This is a genomic window from Ensifer sp. (genome assembly GCF_035999185.1).
Classification (GTDB): Bacteria; Pseudomonadota; Alphaproteobacteria; order Rhizobiales; family Rhizobiaceae; genus Ensifer.
Map to the genome: position 1 here is coordinate 1 of NZ_DASYHB010000050.1, position 19,735 is coordinate 19,735.

At 62.7% G+C, this 19,735-nt stretch carries 22 protein-coding genes; 14 read left to right on the plus strand and 8 right to left on the minus strand.

What is annotated here, in order from left to right; all coding sequences use genetic code 11:
• The first annotated feature begins 7 nt into the window (after nt 1-7).
• Both rpsT and dnaA read left to right on the plus strand, forming a co-directional pair.
• Nucleotides 8-274: a 30S ribosomal protein S20 gene (rpsT, locus tag VGO04_RS05345; RefSeq protein ID WP_043615568.1), complete on the plus strand. Its 267-nt coding sequence runs from the start codon at nt 8-10 to the stop codon at nt 272-274.
• Between the two features lie 1,142 nt (nt 275-1,416).
• Nucleotides 1,417-2,862, plus strand: coding sequence for a chromosomal replication initiator protein DnaA (dnaA, locus tag VGO04_RS05350; protein ID WP_327494928.1), 1,446 nt, complete (start codon nt 1,417-1,419; stop codon nt 2,860-2,862).
• Between the two features lie 50 nt (nt 2,863-2,912).
• On the opposite strand, the gene gcvA is transcribed toward dnaA, so the two are convergent.
• Nucleotides 2,913-3,857 (minus strand): transcriptional regulator GcvA, encoded by a 945-nt coding sequence (gene gcvA / locus VGO04_RS05355; protein ID WP_327494929.1) that lies wholly within the window; start codon nt 3,855-3,857, stop codon nt 2,913-2,915.
• A 136-nt stretch (nt 3,858-3,993) separates the two neighbouring features.
• Here gcvA and VGO04_RS05360 point away from each other — a divergent pair, with 136 nt between their 5' ends.
• From VGO04_RS05360 to VGO04_RS05400, 9 genes are all read left to right on the plus strand, one after another.
• Complete coding sequence (locus VGO04_RS05360) at nt 3,994-4,953, plus strand: DMT family transporter (RefSeq protein ID WP_327494930.1); 960 nt, start codon at nt 3,994-3,996, stop codon at nt 4,951-4,953.
• Nucleotides 4,954-5,075: 122 nt separating this feature from the next.
• Nucleotides 5,076-5,450, plus strand: coding sequence for a YciI family protein (locus VGO04_RS05365; protein ID WP_327494931.1), 375 nt, complete (start codon nt 5,076-5,078; stop codon nt 5,448-5,450).
• Nucleotides 5,447-6,721 carry an RNA polymerase sigma factor gene (locus VGO04_RS05370; protein WP_327494932.1) on the plus strand — a complete coding sequence of 425 codons (1,275 nt, stop codon included), beginning with the start codon at nt 5,447-5,449 and terminating at the stop codon, nt 6,719-6,721. Before VGO04_RS05365 ends, VGO04_RS05370 begins: the two co-directional genes overlap by 4 nt.
• A gap of 78 nt (nt 6,722-6,799) precedes the next feature.
• Nucleotides 6,800-7,213: a DoxX family protein gene (locus tag VGO04_RS05375; RefSeq protein ID WP_327494933.1), complete on the plus strand. Its 414-nt coding sequence runs from the start codon at nt 6,800-6,802 to the stop codon at nt 7,211-7,213.
• Nucleotides 7,214-7,245: 32 nt separating this feature from the next.
• Nucleotides 7,246-7,611: a DUF1801 domain-containing protein gene (locus tag VGO04_RS05380; protein ID WP_327494934.1), complete on the plus strand. Its 366-nt coding sequence runs from the start codon at nt 7,246-7,248 to the stop codon at nt 7,609-7,611.
• 398 nt (nt 7,612-8,009) lie between these two features.
• On the plus strand, nt 8,010-8,402 hold the full coding sequence (locus VGO04_RS05385; RefSeq protein ID WP_327494935.1) for an MAPEG family protein: 393 nt from the start codon (nt 8,010-8,012) through the stop codon (nt 8,400-8,402).
• A gap of 27 nt (nt 8,403-8,429) precedes the next feature.
• Nucleotides 8,430-8,789, plus strand: a complete 360-nt coding sequence (locus VGO04_RS05390) for a YciI family protein (RefSeq protein WP_327494936.1) — start codon at nt 8,430-8,432, stop codon at nt 8,787-8,789.
• A gap of 33 nt (nt 8,790-8,822) precedes the next feature.
• On the plus strand, nt 8,823-10,073 hold the full coding sequence (locus VGO04_RS05395; protein WP_327494937.1) for an RNA polymerase sigma factor: 1,251 nt from the start codon (nt 8,823-8,825) through the stop codon (nt 10,071-10,073).
• Nucleotides 10,074-10,207: 134 nt separating this feature from the next.
• On the plus strand, nt 10,208-10,822 hold the full coding sequence (locus VGO04_RS05400) for a glutathione S-transferase family protein (protein WP_327494938.1): 615 nt from the start codon (nt 10,208-10,210) through the stop codon (nt 10,820-10,822).
• A gap of 36 nt (nt 10,823-10,858) precedes the next feature.
• On the opposite strand, the gene hemW is transcribed toward VGO04_RS05400, so the two are convergent.
• The 4 genes from hemW to rph form a co-directional block, all read right to left on the minus strand.
• On the minus strand, nt 10,859-12,043 hold the full coding sequence (hemW, locus tag VGO04_RS05405) for a radical SAM family heme chaperone HemW (protein ID WP_327494939.1): 1,185 nt from the start codon (nt 12,041-12,043) through the stop codon (nt 10,859-10,861).
• Nucleotides 12,044-12,127: 84 nt separating this feature from the next.
• Nucleotides 12,128-12,772: an RdgB/HAM1 family non-canonical purine NTP pyrophosphatase gene (gene rdgB, locus VGO04_RS05410; protein WP_327494940.1), complete on the minus strand. Its 645-nt coding sequence runs from the start codon at nt 12,770-12,772 to the stop codon at nt 12,128-12,130.
• Nucleotides 12,773-12,789: 17 nt separating this feature from the next.
• Nucleotides 12,790-13,185 (minus strand): VOC family protein, encoded by a 396-nt coding sequence (locus VGO04_RS05415; protein ID WP_327494941.1) that lies wholly within the window; start codon nt 13,183-13,185, stop codon nt 12,790-12,792.
• Nucleotides 13,186-13,202: 17 nt separating this feature from the next.
• Nucleotides 13,203-13,922 (minus strand): ribonuclease PH, encoded by a 720-nt coding sequence (gene rph / locus VGO04_RS05420; RefSeq protein ID WP_327494942.1) that lies wholly within the window; start codon nt 13,920-13,922, stop codon nt 13,203-13,205.
• A 160-nt stretch (nt 13,923-14,082) separates the two neighbouring features.
• Here rph and hrcA point away from each other — a divergent pair, with 160 nt between their 5' ends.
• Both hrcA and grpE read left to right on the plus strand, forming a co-directional pair.
• Nucleotides 14,083-15,162, plus strand: coding sequence for a heat-inducible transcriptional repressor HrcA (hrcA, locus tag VGO04_RS05425; protein ID WP_327494963.1), 1,080 nt, complete (start codon nt 14,083-14,085; stop codon nt 15,160-15,162).
• A 220-nt stretch (nt 15,163-15,382) separates the two neighbouring features.
• On the plus strand, nt 15,383-16,000 hold the full coding sequence (gene grpE, locus VGO04_RS05430; protein ID WP_327494943.1) for a nucleotide exchange factor GrpE: 618 nt from the start codon (nt 15,383-15,385) through the stop codon (nt 15,998-16,000).
• Nucleotides 16,001-16,079: 79 nt separating this feature from the next.
• Here grpE and VGO04_RS05435 read toward each other — a convergent pair whose 3' ends face one another.
• Together VGO04_RS05435 and VGO04_RS05440 are read right to left on the minus strand one after the other, a co-directional pair.
• Nucleotides 16,080-17,315: a D-arabinono-1,4-lactone oxidase gene (locus VGO04_RS05435; RefSeq protein WP_327494944.1), complete on the minus strand. Its 1,236-nt coding sequence runs from the start codon at nt 17,313-17,315 to the stop codon at nt 16,080-16,082.
• An 11-nt stretch (nt 17,316-17,326) separates the two neighbouring features.
• Nucleotides 17,327-18,094: an SDR family NAD(P)-dependent oxidoreductase gene (locus VGO04_RS05440; protein WP_327494945.1), complete on the minus strand. Its 768-nt coding sequence runs from the start codon at nt 18,092-18,094 to the stop codon at nt 17,327-17,329.
• A 153-nt stretch (nt 18,095-18,247) separates the two neighbouring features.
• Between VGO04_RS05440 and VGO04_RS05445 the strand changes: the two genes are divergently transcribed.
• Entirely contained in the window at nt 18,248-19,060 is an 813-nt protein-coding gene (locus VGO04_RS05445) for a helix-turn-helix transcriptional regulator (RefSeq protein ID WP_327494946.1), read from the plus strand.
• Nucleotides 19,061-19,098: 38 nt separating this feature from the next.
• On the opposite strand, the gene ptsN is transcribed toward VGO04_RS05445, so the two are convergent.
• Nucleotides 19,099-19,563, minus strand: coding sequence for a PTS IIA-like nitrogen regulatory protein PtsN (gene ptsN, locus VGO04_RS05450; protein WP_327494947.1), 465 nt, complete (start codon nt 19,561-19,563; stop codon nt 19,099-19,101).
• Nucleotides 19,564-19,735: the final 172 nt, after the last annotated feature.

Below are 19,735 nucleotides of genomic sequence, written 5' to 3' on the forward strand. Positions count from 1 at the left end.
GGCACCAATGGCCAATACAACTTCGGCGAAAAAGGCGACCCGCAAGATCGCACGCCGCACTGCAGTGAACAAGGCTCGTCGTTCGCGCGTCCGTGGCTTCATCCGCAAGGTCGAAGAAGCGATCGCAACCGGCGACCAGGCAGTCGCAGCCGCAGCGCTCAAGGCAGCTCAGCCCGAGCTGATGCGCGCCGCCACCAAGGGCGTGCTGCACGCCAACACTGCATCGCGCAAGGTTTCGCGTCTTGCACAGCGCGTAAAGTCGCTTTCGGCCTAATCCGGCTAAGAAAAATCTGTTAATGAAGAGCCCGGCCCTTGCGCCGGGCTTTTCGGATTCATACTTCTGTCATCGCGACGGATAATCTGACGGACTCTGCTCATGTCAATGCGATGACAAGATTTATGTTGAATTTTCAATGGCTTGCGTGAGGTCCTTATCAAAAGGATGTCTCTGGCTGGGGGTCTCTGGGGCCCGTAATGAGTCAAGCAAATTTTTATTTTTTTTCTTTTTCGCCAGCTAAGCAAAGAGCGAAAAATCAAAACCCTTGATTCAACAGGGATTCTTCACGGACTCGGAATGCGGCAAGCAAATGGCGACGAGAGAGTCAACGGCCAGCGCTTAAGGTTGCGTAAAAATCGCGATTGATCTTGCCCATCGATCCTGCCTAAATGCCCTCCACAGGGGACACGGACCACATCTGTAAAAAGAGGCAAAAGAGGCCATTTCCAAGGAATGGTTTCGATGTTTCTGTCCTTTGTATCAGGGCGGCTCCACGTCGTTCAATCAGACAAGTCGAAGGTAAAAAACCGGATGGTTCATTCCACTCCGGACGAGGAACTTTCGTCTTGTGATTGTGACGTGGCCTCCATGGCGCGGTGCGTCCTATTGGACGTGCAAGGTCGCCGTGGCGCCTTGAAGGGCTGCATGTCCAGCTCTTTGACCGGCGACGGCAAAGGCGACATGCAGGAGGTCTCGACGACGGGTGCAAGCGGCGCCTGGCGCGGGACTTAAGGACCAGAGCGCGGCTCGCCGCTTCGTACGAGGGTGCGGAGAGCTGTTGACGAGGAGGAGGATCCGGGACGGTGCGGGAGCGCACCTAAGGATTGTTGACAAGAGGCGCGAGGGGACATCCGCCGGCCCGCAAGGGCAAGTGGATGCGCGTAGCGCGCAGCGAGGCGGGATATGAGGAGCCCGGCGTCGTCTGCGACTGTGACGTTCGGCGAGTGCGGCATGGCCTTTCGAGGCGCCGCGGGCGACGGACATAAGAGATGAGGCCGGCAGCGATGACGGCATCTGAACATGAATTGGAAGGCGGCAAAATGCAGATGAATTTGGTGACGGCGGGCGCACTTCAGAAAGAAGGAGACGCATTCCAGGCCGGAAGCAATCTATCTCAGGCGGCGGGGGAAAAATTCGACATGAGGCACGACGCACTGTTCGAGCGGGTAAGTGCGCGTCTCAAAGCTCAGGTCGGACCGGATGTCTTTGCAAGCTGGTTCGGGCGTCTGAAGCTCCACTCCGTATCCAAGAGCGTCGTGCGCCTGTCGGTGCCAACCACGTTCCTGAAGTCCTGGATCAACAATCGTTATCTCGACCTCATCACGTCGATCTTCCAGAAGGAAGATGGCGAGATTCTGAAGGTCGAGATCCTGGTGCGCACCGCGACCCGTGGCGCCCGGCCGACGACCCAGGAAGAGGCGCTGCCGCAGGCAGCTGAAACGGCTCCGGCCCAGCCGTCGCGCCGTCCGGCCGCGGCTCAGCCGGTGGCGTCCATCGCTGCGGCCGCCGTCGCAAGCGTTCAAAGGCCGACGCAGGCGCCGCTTTTCGGCTCGCCGCTCGATCAGCGCTACAATTTCGAGAGCTTCGTTGAAGGCTCGTCGAACCGTGTCGCGCTTGCCGCTGCCCGCACGATCGCCGAAGCCGGCGCCGGTGCGGTGCGGTTCAATCCGCTCTTCATTCACTCGAGCGTCGGTCTCGGCAAGACGCACCTTCTGCAGGCCATCGCCATCCAGGCGCTGCAGAGTGCCCGTGCGCCGCGCGTCGTCTATCTGACGGCCGAATATTTCATGTGGCGTTTCGCGACCGCGATCCGCGACAATGACGCGCTGTCGCTGAAGGAGTCGCTGCGCAACATCGATCTCCTGATTATCGACGACATGCAGTTCCTTCAGGGTAAGTCGATCCAGCACGAGTTCTGCCATCTCTTGAACATGCTGCTCGATTCCGCCAAGCAGGTCGTCGTTGCTGCCGACCGCGCGCCTTGGGAGCTGGAATCGCTCGACAGCCGCGTTCGTTCGCGTCTCCAGGGCGGTGTCGCCATCGAGATGGACGGCCCGGACTACGACATGCGTCTCGAAATGCTGAAGCGCCGCCTCGACACGGCCCGGCAGGACGATACCTCGCTCGACATCTCCGGCGATATCCTGAGCCATGTGGCGCGTAGCGTCACGGCCAGCGGTCGCGAGCTGGAAGGCGCGTTCAACCAGTTGCTCTTCCGTCGCTCTTTCGAGCCGCAGCTGTCGATCGAACGCGTTGACGAACTGCTCGGCCACCTCGTCAATGCCGGCGAGCCGCGTCGCGTGCGCATCGAGGACATCCAGCGCGTCGTTGCCAAGCACTATAACGTCTCGCGCCAGGAGCTCGTCTCCAACCGCCGCACCCGCGTCATCGTCAAGCCGCGCCAGATCGCCATGTATCTGTCGAAGACGCTGACCCCGCGCTCCTTCCCGGAGATCGGCCGTCGCTTCGGCGGGCGTGACCACACGACGGTGCTGCATGCCGTTCGCAAGATCGAAGAGTTGATCTCGGGCGACACCAAGCTCAGCCACGAGATCGAGCTTCTGAAGCGCCTGATCAACGAATAGTCGCAGCGGACTGACTTAAGGAAAAGGCCCGGTTTTCCGGGCCTTTTTGTTTACTGCACGGCTTTGAGTGCCGGTCGCGGGGAATGTAGGGACGCCGCGTCACCGCCGCCCTGTTCCACGCGCGCCTGCTCGATGATCCAGGCGCGGAAGGCCGTAACCGGTGGTCGATCCAGCGCCGCTGGCGGATAGACAAGATGGTAGGCAAGCCCGGTCATCACCCCCTCGGGAAAGGGGGCTTCCAGCACGTGATCTGCAAGTTCGCGCGTCACCAGTGACAGGCGCACCAGCGCGACGCCATCACCCGCCTTTGCTGCCTCGATGGCGCCGTTGCTGTTGACGAACACCGGCCCACGCCCGGCGTCCACTCCGTCGGCGCCCGCCGCATCCAGCCACAGCCGCCAGTCCTGGCGGTGCACATCGTGCAGCAGCACATGCCCGGCGAGGTCGCCGGGCGTGTCGAGCGGACGCTTGGCTCGAAGCGCCGGGTGAAGGACCGGCACCGGATCGTCGTCGATCAGCCGTTCGCTGATGAGACCGTCATAGCGGCCGAGCCCATGGCGGATCGCCACATCGACCCCGTCGCTTTGGAAATCCGTCAGCCGGTTCGTCGTGCTGATGCGCACGTCGATGCCGGGCAGGTGCTGTTCGAAGGCGCCGATGCGCGGCACCAGCCATTGGGCTGCAAAGGTTGGCGTGCAGCTGACGGTTAGCACCGGCGCACGCTTTCGCGCCATCAGTTCCTCCGTCGCCTCCCGCATCATGCGGAAAGCGCGCCGGAGCGTCGCAAAATAGATGCTGCCGTCTTCCGTCAAAACCAGCTGCCTTGGCCGTCTCTCAAAGAGCGTCACGCCGAGCGTCTGCTCAAGCTCCCTGACCTGCAGGCTGACGGCGCCCGGCGTCACGCTGAGTTCCTGGGCGGCCTTCGTGACGCTCGAATGCCGCGCCGTCGCTTCGAAGGCGCGAAGAGAGGCGAGTGAGGGAAGGGATGTCGACATGGTTTAGCTCAGCTCAATCATGTGTCGAGAAATGATCGTTTGTTCAAGGCCAATTATCCTGAGAATAATGGCACAAATCCAGAGCGGTCAATGCCGCCATGATTTAGCCTGATAAACACAAATGAGGGTTTCGGCTATGTTGCAACCGGTTCACGCCAAGGTCATGGGTGCCCGTGAATGGGGCATGTTGATCACGCTGTCCATTCTGTGGGGCGGCTCCTTCTTCTTCATCGGCATCGCCGTCAAGGCGCTGCCGCCGATCACCATCGTGGCGCTGAGGGTCAGCCTCGCTGCGATCGCGCTGCTGCTCATCATACGCCTGATGGGGTTGTCGATGCCGCGGGACCGGCGCGTGTGGCTGGCCTTCTTCGGTATGGGGCTGCTCAACAACCTCATCCCTTTCTCGCTGATCGTCTGGGGTCAGACGCATATCGCCAGCGGCCTCGCGTCGATCCTCAACGCCACCACGCCGCTCTTCGGCGTCATCGTGGCGCATCTACTGACGGATGACGAGAAACTGACCGTGAACCGTTTCGCCGGCGTCGCCGTCGGGTTCCTCGGCGTCGCCATGATGATCGGGCCGGCAGCGCTCGGCGGCCTCGGCTCGAACCTCCTTGCTCAGCTTGCCATTCTCGGCGCGGCACTTTCCTATTCCCTGGCCGGCGTTTTCGCTCGCCGCTTCAAGCGCATGGGCGTCGCGCCGATCGTCACGGCAACGGGCCAGGTCTCCGCGTCGAGCATCATGCTGGTGCCGCTGTCGCTTCTCATCGATCATCCCTGGACGCTCCCCATGCCGGGCCTTGACGTTTGGGCAGCGATCATCGGCATCGCCTTGATCTCGACGGCGCTCGCTTACGTTCTCTTCTTCCGCATTCTCGAAACGGCAGGCGTCACCAATTTGATGCTGGTCACCTTCCTCATCCCCGTCAGCGCCATCCTGCTCGGCGCGATGTTCCTCGGCGAGACGTTGGAGCCCAAGCACTTCCTCGGCATGACATTGATTGCGGCCGGTCTTGCGGCAATCGACGGAAGGCTTCTGCGCCTCTTTTCCCGGCCAGCCGTCAACCCCACGTTAGAGTGCCGCGACAACGGTTGAGCGTTCTCTTTCACACGCATTGCGGGCCGGTAGGCGAAAGCACTACCGGCCCTGTTTTTTTCACCGCCGTTGTCGGCTATCTGTCGGCAGCAACGTCTTTATTTCAGGAGCAGGAGACCTCCATGCTTTACGCCGTGTTTTGCTACAACAACGAAAATGTCACGAATACCTGGAGCCAGGAGGAAGACGAAAGAGTGATGCGTGACATGGCGGCCGTCGAGCGCAAATATGCCGAAGCCGGAAAGCTTGGACCGATCGCGCGGCTGATGCCGACGGCCTCGGCGACGACGGTCCGGCACAGCCACGCCGAGACGATCGTCACCGATGGCCCCTTCGCCGAAACCAAGGAGCAATTGCTCGGCTTTTTCGTCATCGACTGCGTGTCTCTGGATGAGGCGCTCGAATTTGCCCGTGACCTCGGCAGCGCCAACCCGTCGGCCGGCTCCTATGAAATCCGCCCCCTTGCCATCTACAAACCCAGTGAGCTTGCTTCATGACAGACACATCCTGGATAGACCTCGCACTCGTTTCCGCACGGCCACAGGCGGTGGGCGCGCTGCTGCGCTACTTCCGCAATCTCGATACGGCCGAGGAAGCGTTTCAGGAGGCCTGTATCCGGGCTTTGAAAGCATGGCCGAAGAGCGGACCGCCGCGTGATCCGGCGGCCTGGTTGATCTTCGTCGGTCGCAACAGCGGCATCGACAAGGTTCGCCACCAGTCACGTGAGACGGCGCTGCCGCCCGAAGAAATCCTCTCCGACCTTGAGGATCAGGAGAGCGGCCTTGCAGATCAGCTGGACGGCTCCCACTATCGTGACGATATCTTGCGGCTGCTGTTTGTCTGCAGCAACCCGGCGCTGCCGGCGACCCAGCAGATTGCGCTGGCGCTGCGTATCGTCTCCGGCCTTTCCGTCAAGCAGATCGCCCGCGCCTTCCTCGTCAGCGAGGCGGCGATGGAGCAGCGCATCACCCGCGCCAAGTCCCGCGTTGCGGCGGCGGGCCTCGCTTTCGAAACGCCCGACGCCGCCGATCGCGCCGACCGGCTCGCAGCCGTCGCGACGATGATCTATCTCGTCTTCAACGAAGGCTATTCGGCCATGAACGGGCCGGAAAGCGTGTCTGCCGATCTCTGCGAGGAGGCGATCCGGCTCGGGCGCCTGTTGCTGCAGCTTTTCCCCGCGGAGCCTGAGATCATGGGGCTGATGGCCTTGATGATGATCCAGCATTCACGCGCGCGTGCGCGCTTCGATGCCGATGGCGCCGTCATCCTGCTCGAAGATCAGGACCGATCCTTGTGGAACCAACCGTTGATCGATGAAGCGCTGGGCCTGATCGACAGGGCGATGGGCTACCGCCAGCCGGGCGCCTACCAGATCCAGGCGGCGATCGCCGCGCTGCATGCCCGCGCCAAGCGTCCGGAGGATACCGACTGGGCGCAGATCGATCTGCTTTACCAGGCACTCGAACGCCTGCAGCCTTCGCCGGTCATCACGCTGAACCGCGCTGTCGCCGTCTCGAAGCGACAGGGCCCGGAGGCCGCACTCGCCATGATCGAACCGCTGGCGGAGAAACTATCGGGCTATTTCTATTACCACGGCTTGAGCGGACACCTGCTGAAACAGCTTGGCAAGGTCCGCGAGGCGCGGGTCGCGTTCGACCATGCGATCGCGCTTGCGACCAACGCTGCCGAATGCACCTATATCCGCATGCAACTTGATAAACTCGACGAGGAGCCGCGCGTCAAAGCCGGCGTCAGCGAAAAAAGATAAAAAAATCTGGAGGCTGCTGTCGGGCCCGGTCGACTTGCTTCGTCCTTGGACTGAAACCGAAATCCAAGGAGAACCCCCATGAACACCAGCCTTGCCATTTCCGCTCCGACGGCAAAATCCGTTATCCTCGGCCGCGTCCTGAGCGGCGTGCTCGTCGCCTTCCTGGTCTTTGATGCGGCGATCAAGCTCGTGCCGCTGCAGGTCGTCACCGATACCATGGTGGCGCTTGGCTACCCCGCCGACCAGGGGCTGGCGCGGCTGCTCGGCGTTCTGACGCTGCTTTGCACGCTGCTTTACGTGTACCCGCGGACGTCGATCCTCGGCGCCATCTTGCTGACCGGCTATCTCGGCGGCGCCATGGCGACGCATCTGCGGGCCGGCAGCCCCCTCTTCACCCACCTGCTCTTCGGCTTCTATCTTGGCGTCATTGCCTGGGGCGGCCTGTGGCTCAGGGATCCGCGCCTGCGCAGCCTGATCCCGTTCAAGAACTGACGCAAACCGCATCGAACGATCGGAAGACGACCATGACCAAGACAGTCAACGACTACATTGCCGGTCTCAGCGGCGTTCCTCACGATGTGGCGAAACGCCTGCATGACGCCATCCTCGCGGTGGGCGGGCTGACGGACATCGTCAAGTGGGGGCATCCCGTCTATGGTGCCGGCGGCGCTGTCTGCCTGTTCAAGGGCACGAAGGACTCCGTCACCTTCGGCTTCTGGCGCGGCGCTGACATGCTCGATCTCGATCCCCGCATGGAGAAGGGCGGCGGCAAGGGTGACATGGCCTATATCCGCCTTCGCAGCGCCGATGACGTCGACGCAGCACAGGTCGCCCGGCTCGTTGCCAGGGGCATCGAACTCAATCGCCTCAAGGGCGATCCGATGAAGTAGGGCCTGACGAACCGAATGTGCAGCATGGCGATCGATGAGGACGCCTGCATCGCTGCCAATGCCCATCTCTTCGCGGGAACACGCGCTCGTGCCGGATCCCGCGAGGCTATCATGATCCTCCATCGCCGGACTCATGCCCTGCGTACGCGCGGCGCTCGCTTTTGTTGATGAGCTCGGTCAGCCAGGCGCTCCTGGGGTGATCCATCGTTCGGCAACGCGCGACCATGTTGCGTGCATACCTGCTAAAATGCGACCTTTCCTTGCATTGATTTTGCAGGTCGTGCATCGTCCCGCCGGCCGATCCTCGAAATTTCCGAAAAAAATTTTGCTCATGTCGAAATTTGCGAAGCGCGGACGTCCATCGAGCGCTCAGACTATTCAATCCCATTGGAGAGACCATGATTTTTACTGTGACACCGCTTTATGCGCTGCCCGTGGCGGCGATTTATCTGATCCTGTGGTTCCGCGTCAGCGCGATGCGATCCGCGCAGGGCGTATCCTTCGGTGACGGCAGCAACGCCCTTTTGCTCCAGCGTATCCGCCAACACGGCAATTGCGCCGAATGGTCGGCGTTCGTCGTCATTTTGATGATCCTTGCCGAAGGCATGGGGGCTCCGGCGCTGTATCTGCATATCTCCGGCGCGCTGTTACTGATCGGGCGGATTGCGCACCCCTTCGGCCTGAAGGCTGACAATGCAGGCCACCCGCTTCGCTACGTCGGAAACGGCACCAACATCCTCTCTGCGCTCAACGCCATGGTCTGCCTCGGCGCCAACATCGTCGGCCTTTGAAGGCTGCCTCAATCGAAAGATAAAATCATGCAATACATGCTGCTGATCTATAACGACCCTCAGAAAGAACCGGCCTATGGCACGCCCGAGTTCCAGGAGATGATGGCGGGGTTCTTCGCCGCCAACGCGCGGATGAAGGAGGACGGCGTGCTGCGGTCGGGCGAAGGCCTGCAGGGGGTCGAAACCGCAACGTCGCTGCGCATCAAATCCGGCAAGGTCGAAACCATGGATGGTCCGTTTGCCGAGACGCACGAGCATCTCGGTGGCTATTATGTCATCGATGTCGAGGATCTGGATGCGGCGCTCACCTACGCCGCGTTGATACCTTCGGCGCATTTCGGCACGATCGAGGTGCGTCCGCTGATGGACTACAACCCGACGAACTGATCCCCGAAGATCATGATTCCTGACATGTGATCCATGACACAAGCCGTCCCCAAAGCCATCGCGGTGGCAAAGTTGCTCGACAGCACGCTTCGAGCCGATCGGGGGCGGCTGCTTGCCATTCTGGCTGCAAATTTACGTGACCTGTCGCTGGCCGAGGACGCGCTTCAGGAAGCCGCCGTTTCGGCGCTGTCGCATTGGGGCCGGACCGGCGTGCCGGCATCGCCGCAGGGCTGGCTTTTGACGGTCGCCCGGCGCAAGGCGCTTGATCGCCTGCGCGGTGCCCGCCGTGATGCCCGCAAGGCCGAGGCCCTGGCGCAGCTCATCGTTCGCGAGGAAGCGGAACCCGAAGACATTCCCGACGAACGCCTGCGCCTGATCTTCGTCTGCTGTCACCCGGCGTTAGAGCCGAAGTCGCGCGTTGCACTGACCTTGCGGACAGTCTGCGGTCTCTCCACCACCGAAATCGCCCGCGCCTTCCTCGACCACGAGCCGACAATGGGCCAGCGCATCAGCCGCGCCAAGGCCAAGATCGCGGGCGCCGGCATCTCGTTCTTCGTGCCGACGGCCGAGCACTGGCCGGCGCGGCTGGACGCCGTCTTGACCACCATCTACCTGATTTTCACGACCGGCTATCTCGCGGCAACAGAAGGCCCGCGGGATCTGTGTCTGGAGGCCGAGTATCTGATGCGAGTAATCGACCGGCTGCGCCCTGCGGACCCGGAAATCGAGGGTGCGCTGGCGATGATCCTCTTGACCGCCGCACGCCGTGCGGCACGGATCGGTGCTGATGGGGCAAGCCTTCCCTTGAGCGAGCAGGATCGCAGTCTTTGGGATCAGGCGCAGATAGCGGAGGGCCGCGCCCTTCTTGCGCGTGCCGTGGCCCGGCGAAGCCCCGGCCCGTTCCAGATCAAGGCTGCCATCGCCGATTGCCGGCTGGGCGAGGGAGGGCCTGATTGGCCGCAAATCGCCGCGCTCTATGCCGCCCTCTTCCGGTTCGAGCCGACACCGGTGGTCTCGCTCAACGCTGCGGTGGCCGTGGCCGAGGCGGGCGACGCTGCCCGGGGGCTGGCAATCGTTGAGGGGCTCGCAGCAGACCTTGGGGACTACCAGCCGTGGCATGCGGCGCGCGCGAACCTTTTGGCGTCGGCGGGCAAACATGCCGAGGCCGCAGACGCCTATCGGCGCGCGATCGCCATGGCGTCAGGCCGGGCCGAAGTTCTGTTCCTCGAAAAGCGTCTGGCGGCACTGCTGTTGACCGATGGGCGGGATGCGTGTGTCGGTTGAAGGCCCATCCGGCGAAATGGACTTGAACGAAACAAACTTGCAGGCGCGATCGCAAAACAGAGCGCCTTTATCGCTCTGAATGCAATATCTCTGCGCAGGACCAGGAATTCACCTCAAGATCCCGCGAGATAAATATGATCCTCTATTACCAGACCCATTCCCCCTTCGCTCGCAAGGCGCTCGTCTTTGCCCACGAGATCGGTCTTGCCGACCAGCTTGAGGTCATCCACCACGAGACCAGCCCGACAAGGCGCAACGACGAGGTCTATGCCGAAAACCCGCTCGGCAAGGTGCCGGTGCTGTTGCGTAAGAGCAAGGAGCCGATCTTCGACAGCGATGTGATCTGCGCCTATCTCGACACGCTGCACGATGGGCGCAAGCTGATCCCCGAGGCAGGCGAACCACGCTGGCGTGCCCTGCGGCTGCAGTCGGTGGCGCAGGTTCTTGCCCAGACCGGCATTGGGCTTCGTTGGGAGTGGGAGCGCCGACCGGAACACCTGCGCTACGCGGCGCTTGCCGATGGCTACGAGGAAAAGATCGAAGCGACCTATGACTGGCTCGAGGCAACGTTCCGCCCGGACGAAGAGGTTGATATCGGCCAGATTGCGCTTGCGACCACGCTCTCGTGGATGGCCTTCCGCAATCTGCCGTCGTTTCGCAATCGGCCGCAATTGGCGCGCTGGTTCGATGCGTTCGAAGAGCGTGCGTCGATGCTCGCAACGCCGTTGTCGGGCGAGACGCAGGATTGATTGCGATCAAACGCTTCTTGGGCTCGCCAGCCCCCGTCAGGGGCAGGCGAGATCGGCGACCACCGCGTCGAGGATCAGCATGCCGGCCGGCGTGCAGCGCAGGCGCGAATTGCCGAGCCGCTCGATGAAGCCGTGATCGATCAGGAACTGTTCGCGATCCGGGTCCGGGTCGCGGCCGGAAAGGGTCTGCCAGCGGGCCAGATCGACGCCTTCCTTCAGGCGCAGGCCCATCAGCAGCAGCTCGTCGGACTGTGCTTCGAGATCCAGCGATTCCCGCTCGATCATGCCGTGGCCATAGGTCTCGACAAGATGCAGCCAGTCCTCGGGCTTGCGCTCGGTCGAGGTCGCGATCTTGCCGTTGCCGATGCCGAGACGCCCATGGGCGCCGGGACCGATGCCGGCATAGTCGCCATAGCGCCAGTAGGTGAGATTGTGCCGGCTTTCGGCACCCGGCCGGGCATGATTGGAGACCTCGTAGGCCGGCATGCCGATCGATGCGGTGATGTCCTGCGTCGCCTCATAGAGCACCGCCGACTGCTCGCCGTCGGGCACGATCAGCTTGCCGGCCTTGTGCAGACCGAAGAAGGGCGTGCCTTCCTCGATCGTCAGCTGGTAGAGCGACAGGTGGTCGACCGCATAGGAAACGGCCTCCTTCAGTTCGCGCTCCCACTCCTCGACCGTCTGGTTGGGGCGGGCGTAGATCAGATCGAAGGACATGCGCGGGAAGATCTCGCGCGCGAGCCGGATCGCCTTCAGCGCATCCTCGACATTGTGCAGCCGTCCGAGGAATTTCAGGTCGCGGTCGTTCAGCGCCTGGACGCCGAGCGAGACGCGGTTGACGCCAGCCGCCCGGTAGCCGTGGAAGCGCGTCGCCTCGACACTCGAAGGATTGGCCTCCATGGTGATTTCGATGCCATCGGGCACATGCCAGTGACGGGCGATGCCCTGAAGGATCGCGTCCACCGTTGCCGGCTCCATCAGCGACGGCGTGCCGCCGCCCATGAAGATGCTGGTGACCGTGCGTGGACCGGACAGTTCCCGGACCTCTTCCATCTCCTTGAGGAAGGCGGCGACGAAGCGCGGCTGGTCCACCGGCTGGTGGCGCACGTGGCTGTTGAAGTCGCAATAGGGGCACTTGGCCGCGCAGAACGGCCAATGCACATAGACCCCGAAGCCGGGGTCCATGCCGTCACCGATCGCCGATAGCGTGGCTGTCTGCATTATTGCGTCTCTCATGGTCACTTCTAACAGGGAGCGGGATGCGCGGGCGGGAAACCGCACGCATTTTTCCTCATCCCACTCCGATCAGGCTCCGAGGCAGGTCTCGGCAAAAATCTTGAAGGCGCGGGCGCGGTGCGACAGGGCCTCCGCATCACCCGGCTTCCAGCCGTGTTTTTCGTCAGCGCTCATCTCGCCGAAGGTAGTGTCGTAGCCTTTTGGCTGGAACACCGGATCGTAACCGAAGCCCTGGCTGCCGCGCGGCGGCCAGACGACGAAGCCTTCGACTTCGCCGCGGAAGAGTTCGACATGACCGTCCGGCCAGGCGAGGCAGAGTACCGAGACGAAGCGCGCAGTGCGTTCGGCGGGCGTCGCCGCGCCCTTTTCCTGCAGCGCGTTTTCGACCTTCTCCATCGCCATCGCAAAATCGCGGCTGCCATCCTCGCGCTCGGCCCAGTTGGCCGTGTAGACGCCGGGCGCGCCGCCAAGCGCGTCGATCACCAGACCGGAATCGTCCGAAAGCGCCGGCAGGCCAGAGGCCTTGGCCGAGGCGAGCGCCTTGATCGTCGCGTTCTCTTCGAAGGTCGTGCCGGTTTCATCCGGCTCGATGAAGTTGAGGTCGGCTGCCGACTTCGCCGCAAAGCCGAGCGGGCCGATGAGATCGCGGATTTCGCGGATCTTGCCGGCATTGTGGCTGGCGACGATCAGCGTCTTGTTGTCCAGTTTGCGCATGGTGTCTCGTTTCGTGTTCATTCGATGGACCAGAGGCCCGGTTCCGCGCATTCAAGGCTGTTGCCGGCCGGGTCGCGGAAATAGAAGGACCGCGCTCCGTTTGGCCAACGCGTGTCCGCTTCGATCGCGATGCCGGCCGCCTCCAGTTTCGCCTTCCAGGCATCGAGTGCTTCGGCTGCAACCCGAAAGCACATGTGGCCCTGGCCTGTCGTGCCGTGCGGGATCGGCGGTTTCAGCGTCTCCGTCGGGTTGAAGATCAAAAGCACGCCTTGTCCGCAGTGATAGAACACATGCCGGTTTCCGGCGCGCGTGATCCTTTGAAGACCAAGGATACCGCCGTAGAAGGCCTCGGCGGCATCGAGATCCGTCGCATAAAGCGCGGTCTCCAGTATGCCTTCCAGCGCCGGGGCCATCATTTTCGTCCTTTTCGTCAGCCTGTTATCGCCTGCTTCTGCAGCGCCACCAGCTCGGCAATGCCGTTCTTTGCCAGGCCCATCAGGCTTGCGAATTCCTCTTCCGAGAACGGTTTGCCTTCGGCCGTGCCCTGGATCTCGACGATGCCGCCCGAGCCGGTCATGACGAAGTTGGCATCCGTCTCGGCGGCCGAGTCCTCGAGATAATCGAGGTCGATCACCGACTGGCTGGCAAAGATGCCGCAGGAGATGGCGGCGACATGGTCCTTCAGCACCTTCTCGACCTTGACCATGTTGCGGGCTTCCATCCACTTCAGGCAATCGTAGAGTGCCACCCAGGCGCCAGTGATCGAGGCGGTGCGTGTGCCGCCGTCGGCCTGGATCACGTCGCAGTCGATCGAGATCTGGCGCTCGCCGAGGGCTGGCAGATCGACAACGGCGCGCAGCGACCGGCCGATCAGGCGCTGGATTTCCTGCGTGCGGCCGCTCTGCTTGCCGCTCGATGCTTCGCGACGCATCCGCTCGCCGGTGGCGCGCGGCAGCATGCCGTATTCCGCCGTTACCCAGCCCTTGCCGCCGTTGCGCAGCCAGGCCGGAACTTTTTCTTCGAGGCTCGCCGTGCACAGCACGTGCGTATCGCCAAACCGCACCAGACAGGAGCCTTCCGCGTGCTTGGAAAAATTGCGCTCGAAGGAAACCTTGCGCATTTGGTCGGTTTTTCTGCCGGATGGCCGCATCGTCAACTCCTATCGTATCTCGTGAGCCTTCTAGAACATGGCGCGAGCAAAGGGAACCGGTGGATAGCCGGGCGACCGGCCGTTTTTTCCCTTTTGCCATCGGGCATCGTGGACACTATATTCCGCGCACGGCAGGATGTGCCTGCAGATGTGGAGTGACATGGTACTGCGCAATCCCGGAGCAAAGGAAATCGCCGCGGCGCTGGACGAGCGCTCGGGCGAAATCTTCCGTCGCATCGTGGACACCTATCTGACGAGCGGCGAGCCGCTCGGCTCGCGCAATCTGTCGCGGCTGCTGCCGATGTCGCTGTCTCCCGCCTCGGTGCGCAACGTGATGAGCGATCTCGAAGATCTCGGCCTCATCTACTCGCCGCATGTGAGCGCCGGTCGCCTGCCGACCCAGACGGGGCTGCGCTTCTTCGTCGATGCCTTCATGCAGGTCGGCAATCTCTCAGCCGAGGACCGCGCCTCGATCGACCGCCATGTCCGGCGCGACGATCATACCCAGCCGGTGGATGCCTTGCTCACCGAAGCGAGCCAGATGCTGTCGGGCATGTCGCGCGGCGCAGGCCTCGTCATCACCGCCAAGGCCGATCCGGTGCTGAAGCACGTCGAGTTCATCCGGCTGGCGCCGACCAAGGCGCTCGCCGTTCTCGTCGGCGAGCATGACCAGGTGGAAAACCGGATCATCGAGCTGCCGGCGGGCGTCACCAGCTCGCAGCTGACCGAGGCTGCCAACTTCCTCAATGCGCATCTCGCCGGTCAGACAATCGCCGAAACGCGCGTGCAGCTCGAAAGGGTAAAGCAGACGGTGCGTGGCGAACTCGACGCGCTGTCGCAGGATCTGGTCGAGCGGGGCCTCGCCATCTGGTCGGGCAACGAAGGGGACGAGAAGCCGGCGCGGCTGATCGTTCGCGGCCGCGCCAACCTGCTCGAAGGGTTGGAGGGGGCGGAGGATATCGACCGGCTGCGCATGCTCTTCGACGATCTGGAAAAGAAGGACAGCATGATCGAGCTGCTGGACCTTGCCGAAAGCGGGCCGGGCGTGCGGATCTTCATCGGCTCGGAGAACAAGCTTTTTTCGCTCTCCGGGTCGTCCCTGATCGTTGCGCCCTATCGCGACGGCGAGGACCGGATCGTCGGCGCCGTCGGCGTCATTGGTCCGACACGGCTCAACTATTCGCGTATCGTGCCGATGGTCGACTATACGGCGCAGCTGATGTCGCGGCTTTCGCGCTGATGACGCGCTTTTGGCCGCTGCATCAAAGGGCTACGGCGCCCTTTGCGCGTTTGATAAGACGCGCGGCGCTGAAGCAGCGCGATTGAACCCTTGATTTTTCGGCCCCAAACCTCGATATCGGCTTCAAATCCAGTCACTGGGCATTTCGCTGAGACGCAAGCATAGGCCTGCGGCGCGTGAAAATGCTAAGGACGACACAGACGACACTGCGGAGAACGTCATGACCGACGAAACGAACAAGCACGGACCCGAGGCCACTGACGAGGCAATCCATGCCGCGCCGGAGGCTGCCGACGCCGCTGAAGCCGCGGCGGCTGCCACGCCCGATCCGCTGGAACTTGCCAAGGCGGAAAACAACGAGCTGCGTGACAAGTACCTTCGGCTTGCCGCCGAGATGGACAATCTGCGCCGGCGCACCGAGCGCGACGTGAAGGACGCCAAGTCCTACTCCGTCGCCGGCTTCGCCCGCGACATGCTGGCCGTATCCGACAACCTGCGCCGCGCACTCGACGCCATTCCGGCGGAAGCCAAGGAAGCCGGCGAGGCAGGCCTCAACACGCTGATCGAAGGCGTGGAAATGACCGAACGCTCGATGCTCTCGGCGCTCGAGCGCCATGGCGTCAAGAAGCTGGAGCCGGAAGGCCAGAAGTTCGACCCGAATTTCCACCAGGCAATGTTCGAGATCCCGAACGCAGAGGTCCCGAACAACACGGTGCTGCAGGTCGTCCAGGCCGGCTACGTGATCGGCGATCGCGTCCTGCGCCCGGCCATGGTCGGCGTTTCCAAGGGCGGCCCGAAGGTCGTGGCTGGCGAAAACGGCGACGCACCGACGGCCTGACCGCAAAAGACGAACATCAAGAAAACGCCGCGCGAACAAACTTTGCGCGGCGTTTTTCTTTGTGCGGTCGCGCTGTTTGCTATCCGAACAACTGGCGCAGGTGATCGTTGAGGAAACGCCCTTCCGGATCGACCTTGGCTCGAAGCGCCCGGAAATCGCCGGCGCGCGGATAGAGAGCCGTGACGTCTTCTGCACCGAGAAAGTGCAGTTTACCCCAATGCGGGCGCGAGCCGTATTGGCGCAGGATCGTATCGACGTCCTTCAGATACTCCCAGTAGTCGGTTCCCGGCTCGCCTGAAACCGACAGCGTAATCGAGTCCTGCTCGTAGAAAGGGCTGATCCAGCCGGTATCGCCGGCGGTGAAGCGATACTCGATCGGGTAGATGCAGGTCGGGTGCTTCTCCAGCATCAGCTTGCGCACTGCCTTGACGGCGTCCTTGCCGTTCGCGACGGGCACGGCATATTCGAGTTCGTGGAAGTTCGGTACGTATTCGATCGGGTAGATCTCGGAGGAGTAGGCGATCTTTTCGAAGCCGCGCTCCATCGGCGCGTCGCCGGTAATGTCGATCACCTTCATCTCGCAGACGTCGGATGTCCGGTCGGTGGTCGAGACCGAAGCCGTGTCCGGCAGGCAGTAGCAGTGCCGGCTCTCAGGGATCGGGCACCAGAAGAAGCCGAAATGCCGGTGCTTGGCGGCGAGTTCGTCATGCTGCTCGATCATCTCGTCGAAGGTGCAGCGCCACAGCTTTTCATGCAGGTTGTAGCTGTCCATCGCCTGCAAGGTGATCTCCGAGATCACCCCGAGCATGCCGATCGAAACCCGCGCCGCCTCGAGCAGGTCAGGCGTCGTCTCGTCGACCACGAGGATGCTGCCATCGGGCTGAACGAGGCGCATGCCGACGATCTGCGAGGCCATGTTGCCGAGCTTGGCGCCGGTGCCATGGGTGCCGGTGGTCAGCGCGCCTGCGAGCGCCTGGCTGTCGATGTCGCCCTGGTTGATCAGCGAAAGGCCGCTCGATTTCAGCACCTTGCCGAGCTGGTTGATGGTGGTGCCGGCTTTGACGGCGACGCGCTTGCGCGCCTGGTCGATGTTGACGACGCCCTGCATAGCGGACAGCGTCAGCTGCAGTCCGCTCGTCAACGCCACCGGTGTGAAGGAATGGCCGGAGCCGGCACAGCGCACATTGAGCCCCTGCGACGTCGCCTCGCGCACCATTTCGGAAAGAGCCGCCTCGCTCTCCGGCGCGCCACGATTGCGCACGATGCAAGATTGATTTCCGACCCAGTTGCGCCAGTGGCCACCTGCCTGAAGCATTTTCCCCTCCCTCAAACCGCGGTGAAGCAATTGTCGACGAACAGATGCGTGCCATTGACGAAGCTGGCTTCGTCGCTCGCCAGAAACAGCGCAGCGCTCGCGACTTCTTTCGGGTCGCACATGCGGCCCTGCTGCGCGGCGATCGCCGCCTCCGAGACGTCGACGCCGTATTTGCTGAGGCCGACAAGTTCGCGCTTGCCGTGGTCGGTGGCGATGAAGCCCGGGCAGACGGCGTTGCAGCGGATGCCGCGGTCACGAAACTCGACGGCGATGGCACGGGCGAACATGTGGCAGGCGCCCTTGGTGGTGTCGTAGAGCACCTCCATCGGCGTTGCCGCCACGGCAGAGATCGACGAGGTGCAGACAATGCTGCCGCCACCGGCCGCAAGCATGCCCGGCAGCACGGCCTTGGTCATCAGGAACATGCTGCGCACATTGACGGCCATCAGCCGGTCCCATTCGTCTTCCTCGGTTTCGAGGAAGGGGCCGACGGCAAGGATGCCGGCGTGGTTGAAGAGCACGGTGATCGCGCCGAACGCGGCTTCGACCGCCTTGACGGCGGACGTCACCTCGGCGGACACCGAGACGTCAGCCGGCGCAAAGATCGCCTCGCCGCCATTGGCGCGGATCGAGGCCGCAACCTCCTCGCCCTTGCTGCGTGGCAGGTCGACAATCCCCACCTTGGCGCCCTCGCGTGCAAACAACTCGGATGCGGCCAGGCCGCAGCCGCCGGCACCCCCGCTGATCAGCGCCACCTTGCCTGAAAGCCTGCCTGCCATTGCGTCCTCCTCAAGGGTCGTCGCTGACGAGGATCGCCAGCAACGACCCGCTCCTCGACGGATCGGTTTCTCTCTCCGCGGGAATTATTGTTGACGAAGCGGGGGCTGTCGATATCCCATGGGGGATACGTGCGGTTGGGGGATGGAACGGGAATGCTCGCAAGGGAGTCCGCCGATATTTCGGCGATGATCGGTCTGATCGGCACGCAGGAATTCGGCCAGGCGCTCGACCGGATGCTCAGATCGGTCACCGACTTCGATCTCTCCGTTGCGTTCGCCTATCCTTACGATGCCCGGCCGATCGTGCTCTACGACGGCTATACGGCCAAGGTCTCGGCGAGCGCGCTTGCCGCCTATCTCGGTGGCGCCTATCTGCTCGATCCCTTCTACGTCGCCTGCTGCGCCGGTCAGCCGGCGGGGCTCTGGCGCATGCGCGAACTCGCGCCCGACCGGTTCTTCCAGTCCGATTTCTCCTCGTCTGCCGAGGTGCACCCTTGCGTGTCGATGGAGACGGGGGTGCTGGTCGAGGAAGTGGGCTTTGTTATTCCGCTCGATGGCGGCCTGCAAGCGACCTATTCGCTGATGCGCGGCCGCGGTGGCAAAGCCTTCAGCGAAGAGGAGCTAGGACGGCTGCGCGTTTACGAGCCGATCGTGCGTGAGGCAGTCCGGGCCAACTGGCGACAGCAGGGCCAGACCGTCGCACCGCCGCCATCCGACGAGGGCGACGATGTGATGGAGGTTGCTTTCGAGAGCCTGTGTTCAGATCGGCTGACCAAGCAGCAGCGCAACATCGTGCGTTTGATCCTCAGGGGACACAGTAACCTGTCGATCGGCAAGACGATGAACATCTCCGAGGGAACGGTGCGCATCCATCGCAAGAACATCTATCGCCGGCTCGGCATTTCGAGCCAGGGCGCGTTGTTCCGGATTTTCATCGATCATTTGAACGGGCGTCAGCTCTACTGACGGTAGCGTTGCGCGTCCTTAGCGGACGCGCGTTCCTGTCAGGCTGCGTGCGAGGTCGCGTCGTCGTCGAGCAGGGTATAGATCGCACTGGCGGAATCGCTCGAGCGGATCTTGGCGACCATGTCGTGGTCGCGCAGCACGCGGGCGATGCGCGACAGGGCCTTCAGGTGATCGGCTCCAGCCCCTTCCGGAGCGAGCAGAAGGAAAACGAGGTCAACCGGCTGATCATCGAGGGCCTCGAAATCGACCGGCGTGTCGAGACGCGCAAAGATGCCGATGATCGAGGGGAGGTTGTTGAGCTTGCCGTGCGGAATGGCGATGCCGTTGCCGACGCCGGTGGAGCCAAGGCGCTCCCGCTGCAGGATAACGTCGAAGATTTCACGCTCGGGAAGCCCGGTGATCTTAGATGCTTTTGCCGCCAATTCCTGAAGGAGCTGTTTTTTCGAGTTGGCCCTCATGGCCGGGATGATCGCATTTTGATGCAGCAGACCTGCCAATGCCATTCTTTTGTCCTCGTTCGCCGGTTAGAGCCGGACAACATCATCATAAATGCGTCGCAATGGCTTTAACCATCTTTGTCATGGCGGGTTCCATGCACAGAAAAGTCACATTTTCCGGCCTGTCCGCTGATTTGCGGGCGGGGGATGCCGGCATGCCGGCATTCCCCTTTTTTCC